The organism is Microvirga sp. P4_G7, assembly GCF_056401005.1.
In genome coordinates this window covers 1-4,299 of record NZ_JBFUKD010000303.1, presented here as the reverse complement: position 1 = coordinate 4,299, position 4,299 = coordinate 1, and the positions used below count along the sequence as shown (strand labels likewise).

Sequence of the window (4,299 nt, the reverse complement as noted above, 5' to 3'; positions counted from 1 at the left end):
TGCCGCATCAGGCGTCGCACCCGTTCGAGCGTCCCGGTCTCAGGGATCGAGGCTTGGAGCGAAAACCACTTGTCGAGCACCAGGGGTTCGTCGCGGTAGCGGCGCTCGAAGGTCGCGAGGGCGTCCTCGCGGGATTGCCCGGGCAACGTCGTCAGCACGCCGAGCGAGGAAAGCTGATCCGTCATGTTGGTCGCGGCTTCGAATTGCCGCGCGGCGAGCTTTTCGCCCAACGCGCCGTCTGCGGCGGCGATCAGGTCGAGGGAAATATTGCGGAGTGAACGCCGTCCGGCGCTCGCGGCGTCAGGACTGTAGGCTCCTCCGGTGGTCAAGGCGTCGTGGAGGGTTGCGAGGACGTGGACGCATTCGCGCCCCACGCGTTGACGAAGCGTAAGGCGGGCCTCGTGTATGGCGTCTGGGTCGATCTCCGCGCCGATCTCCTGCGCGATGTCGTTTTCGCTCGGAAGCGCGAGCACGAGCGCCGCGAAGGCTGGATCTGCTTCTCCATTCGTCTCCACGAACCCGCGCAACGCCGTTGCGAAGGCATGAAGATCGCCTTCGTCGACGGCTTCTCCTCTCGACAGGCGGACGAGCATCCGCATGGCGATGCTTTGCGTCGCCTGCCATCGGTTGAACGCGTCGCTGTCATGCTTCAGAAGCGTCAGAAGGTCCCGGTCGGCGAGATCGATGGATGTCTTCACGGGAGCCGAGAAGCCGCGGAAGAGAGATGGCACAGGGCGGGACGTGACGTTCGAGAACGTGATGCTGTCCTGGGCCTTATCGAGAATGAACACGCCGCGGTCGTCGACACGGTTGCAGGCGGCCTCGACAGGGCTGCCGTCCCCGGCCACGAGCCCGAGCGTGATGGGAAGCACCATCGGCTCCTTGGCTTCCTGACCGGGGGTCGGCGGCGTCTCCTGTTTGAACCCCAGCGTATAGGTCTGGGCATCGCTGTCGTAGGTGCCGGAAACTGTCACCCGCGGCGTGCCGGCTTGCGCGTACCATTTGGCGAACGCCGACAGGTCGCGGCCGGTGACGTCCGCGAAGGCCTTCAGGAAATCCTCCACGGTCGCGGCAGTGCCGTCGCAACGATCGAAATACAGATCCATGCCGCGCCGAAAATCCTCGTCGCCGATGATCGTTTTCAGCATGCGGATGATTTCGGCGCCCTTCTCATAGACGGTTGCCGTGTAGAAATTGTTGATCTCGCGATACTGGGTCGGGCGAACCGGATGAGCGAGGGGGCTCGCATCCTCCGAGAACTGGCGCGCCCGCAAGACTTTGACTTCCGAGATCCGATGCACCGGGCGGGAACGTTCGTCGGACGAAAACTCCTGGTCCCGAAAGACGGTGAGTCCTTCCTTCAGACACAATTGGAACCAGTCGCGACAGGTGACGCGATTGCCGGACCAATTGTGGAAATACTCGTGCGCGATGATCGCCTCGATATTGGCATAGTCGCCGTCGGTTGCCGTCTTCTCGCTCGCAAGCACATATTTGTCGTTGAAGATGTTGAGGCCCTTGTTCTCCATCGCGCCCATGTTGAAGTCCGAAACCGCGACGATGTTGAAGACGTCCAGGTCGTACTCGCGGCCGAAAACCCGTTCGTCCCAACGCATCGAGCGTTCGAGTGCATCGAGTGCGTAGTCGGCGCGATCCTCCTTCCCTGGCTCCACATAGATCGCGAGGTCGACGGAGCGGCCGCTCATGGTGACGAACTTTTTGCCGACCCGTCCGAGCCGGCCGCCGACCAAAGCGAAGAGATAGGAGGGCTTCGGGTGCGGATCGTGCCAGACCGCGAAATGCCGATTGGTCCCCGGGACCGATCCTGATTCGACCGGATTGCCGTTGCCGAGAAGGACGGGCGCCTCATCGCGATCCGCCTCGATCCGCGTGGTGTAGACCGAGAGAATGTCGGGACGATCGAGGAAATACGTGATTCGGCGAAAGCCGTCGGCCTCGCATTGCGTGCAGTAATTGCCGCTCGACCGGTACAGGCCCATTAGTTTCGTGTTGGCTGTCGGGTCGATGACGGTCTCGATGGTCAGCAGGAAAGAGCCGGCCGGAGGCGCGAGAATCGTCAGGCTTTGCGGCGACGCCTGATACGCGTCGTGCGCCAGCGCACGATTGTCGATCGCCACGCTCCTGAGGTTGAGTTCATCGCCGTCGAGAATCAGCGGCGTGTCTCGACGTCCCTCGGCATTCGGGCGCACGGCGAGTGTCGCTTTGACGATGGTTTCAGTGGGATGAAGTCTTACATCGAGCGCGACAGTATCGATAAGAAAGTCGCTCGGTCGATAATCTTCGAGACGGACGATCTGAGGCGTGTCGGTGCGCATGATGGAGACTCGAAAGGACGGCTGAGCCGTTCAAGAGGGAATTTGAGTGGCAGCGCCTGGGATCGTAGGCTATGCCGTTGGAAAGCCAAGGCCTGGCAACCCCATAAAGGATGCACGACCTTGGCGGCGACTGTTCCTGACCTAGAGTATGATCGGCGAAATGCAATCGGGTTGCGCCTGATCACCACCTGAACCGACCGAATGGCGGAGACGACAATGCACTACTTGCACACCATGGTTCGCGTCTCGAACCTTGAGAATTCCCTCGATTTTTTCTGCAACAAGCTGGGCATGGTGGAAACCCGCCGGATCGAGAATGAAAAGGGCCGGTTTACGCTTGTATTCCTGGCAGCCGACGAAGATGCGAAGCGCGCCGCCGCAGGCGAAAGGGTTCCATTGCTCGAGCTGACCCACAATTGGGACGAGCACGCATATGAAGGCGCGCGCAACTTCGGGCATCTCGCCTATCGGGTCGAGGACATCTATGCGACCTGCCAGAAACTGATGGATGCCGGAGTCACGATCAACCGCCCGCCGCGGGACGGTCACATGGCCTTCGTTCGGACCCCGGACAACATCTCGCTCGAGCTTCTGCAGGAGGGCGAGTCGAAGCCGCCGCAGGAACCCTGGGCGTCGATGCCGAATACCGGAACCTGGTAAAGTCCTGGTTTCTACGGAAAGCGGCCCATTCGGGCCGTTTTTTGTCTGGTGTTTCGCCTATTGCGAAATCCCGCTGCTCGGTCATTCTATCCCACTGATCACAAGAACCGGGCCAACCCGGTGGAGGAAGACGTGGGACGTGATGCAATCCGCTTCTTGCGGAGAGGACGACCGGTCGAGCTTTCGGACTTCAATCCGCGCACGACACTTCTGGATTATCTGCGGCTCGAGGAAAAAAGCGTCGGCACCAAGGAGGGCTGCGCCGAGGGCGATTGTGGCGCCTGCACGGTCGCCGTCRGTCGGGTTCGTGATGGGCGAATGGTCTACGAGCCCATCAATGCCTGCATCTTCCTCCTCGGACAGGCGGACGGCGCGGAAATCGTCACGGTCGAGGATCTCGCCCACGGATCGGGATTGCACCCCGTGCAGGCGGCCATGGTCGATCATCACGGTTCGCAATGTGGGTTTTGTACCCCGGGTATCGTGATGAGCCTGTTCACGCTCTATCACGCGAGCGAACGACCGATCGGCCGCGACGCGGTCAACGACGCCTTGGCGGGAAATCTGTGTCGCTGCACGGGTTATCGCCCGATCGTGGATGCGGCGCTCGCGGCGTGTACTGAAACGCCCTCGGACGCGTTCAGCGATTCATCGGCGATGCGTGTGCAGCAGCTTTCGTCTCTTGCCGACAAAAGCGATGTGTTCGTCGGGACGGCCAACCGCTTTTTTGCCGCACCGGCGACTGAGGAATCCCTCGCTGCCCTTTGCGAACATCACCCCGATGCCACGTTGGTCGCGGGCTGCACGGACGTCGGTCTTTGGGTGACAAAGGCGATGTCCGATCTCAAGAAGATCATATGGCTCGGTCGCGTCGAGTCTCTGGATCGCCTCACGGCGACGGACGATCGTGTCATGATCGGCGCGACCGTGACCCATGCGCGCGCCTACGCCGCCTTGGCCGAGATCGACGAGGACCTCGGCGAGCTGATGCGGCGCTTCGGGTCGGCACAGGTCCGTGCGTCTGGAACGGTCGGAGGGAACATCGCAAACGGATCTCCGATCGGAGATTTGCCGCCGGCGCTGATCGCGCTCGGCGCGACGCTCGATTTGCGGAAAGGCGAAACCACACGCGCGATTGCGCTCGAGGATTTTTTCATTGCGTATCGCCGTCAGGACCGGGCCACCGGAGAATTCGTCCGCGGCGTGAGTGTCCCACGGCTGAAACCCGATGAGGTCTTTCGTGCTTACAAGGTCGCCAAACGTTTCGACGAGGATATCTCCGCAGTGATGGGTGCCTTCAGGC

The 4,299-nt window shown here is 61.5% G+C and carries 3 protein-coding genes; 2 read left to right on the top strand and 1 reads right to left on the bottom strand.

All coding sequences use genetic code 11. From position 1 onward, the window contains the following. A partial coding sequence (gene pepN, locus AC1DT3_RS13285; RefSeq protein WP_477465724.1) for an aminopeptidase N occupies positions 1 to 2,336 on the bottom strand: 2,336 nt, incomplete at its 3' end. A gap of 216 nt (positions 2,337 to 2,552) precedes the next feature. Here pepN and AC1DT3_RS13280 point away from each other — a divergent pair. Together AC1DT3_RS13280 and xdhA are read left to right on the top strand one after the other, a co-directional pair. Further along, a complete protein-coding gene (locus AC1DT3_RS13280) occupies positions 2,553 to 2,996 on the top strand; it encodes a VOC family protein (RefSeq protein ID WP_477465723.1) in 444 nt (147 codons plus the stop codon). A 132-nt stretch (positions 2,997 to 3,128) separates the two neighbouring features. Beyond that, positions 3,129 to 4,299, top strand: a 1,171-nt coding sequence (gene xdhA / locus AC1DT3_RS13275) for a xanthine dehydrogenase small subunit (RefSeq protein ID WP_477465722.1), incomplete at its 3' end; no start/stop codon positions are given.